The sequence below is a fragment of the Streptomyces sp. adm13(2018) genome (assembly GCF_008042145.1).
Taxonomy (GTDB): Bacteria; Actinomycetota; Actinomycetes; order Streptomycetales; family Streptomycetaceae; genus Streptomyces.
Genome location: NZ_RDBH01000094.1, coordinates 1 through 757, shown reverse-complemented (window position 1 = coordinate 757; position 757 = coordinate 1). Strand labels below are relative to the sequence as shown.

Below are 757 nucleotides of genomic sequence, written 5' to 3'. Positions count from 1 at the left end.
ACGCGATGCCGTGGCCGCCGCCGAGGTCGAGCTCCGGCAGCGTGACCCCGTGGGTGTCCCGGACGCGGGCCATGAGGCCGACGAGCCGCCGGACGGCCAGCAGGTACGGCTTGGCGTCCGTGATCTGGGAGCCCAGGTGGCAGTGCAGGCCCATGAGTTCGAGCTGCGGTTGTCCGAGGGTGCGGGCGATCGCGTGCTGGGCGTGGCCGTCCCGGAGGGAGAGGCCGAACTTCTGTCCGTCGGTACCGGTACGGATCTTGTGGTGGCCGCCCGCGGTGATGCCCGGCGTCACGCGGACCATGACCTTCTGCCGGCCTCCGGGGCCGACCGCCGCGGCGATGCGGGCGATCTCGGAGGGGGTGTCGATGACGATCCGGCCCACCCCGAGCCGGAGGGCGGTGCCCAGGTCCTGCGGCGACTTGGCGTTGCCGTGGAGCAGGATCCGGTCGGCCGGGAAACCGGCGGCGACGGCGAGTTCCAGTTCGCCCGCGGAGCACACGTCGAGGCCGAGGCCCTCCTCCGCCACCCACTGGGCGAGGGCGCGGCACAGGAAGGCCTTGGCCGCGTAGTGGATGGCGGCGTCGGGGAACGCGGCCCGGTAGGCGCGGCAGCGTGCGCGGACCTCGGCCTCGTCCAGGACGTACACGGGGGTGCCGTGGGTCTCGGCGATCTCGGCGAGGGGGACTCCGCCGACGAGGAGGCCGCCGCGGGTCCCCTCGGTGGTGGAGGCGGGCCAGACGGAGGGCGTGCCGGGGGC

The 757-nt window shown here is 74.6% G+C and carries 1 protein-coding gene; it reads right to left on the bottom strand.

Annotated features, from left to right (window positions below; translation table 11 throughout):
* Window positions 1–757, bottom strand: a 757-nt coding sequence (locus tag EAO70_RS08460; protein ID WP_410091164.1) for a diaminopimelate decarboxylase family protein, incomplete at both ends; no start/stop codon positions are given.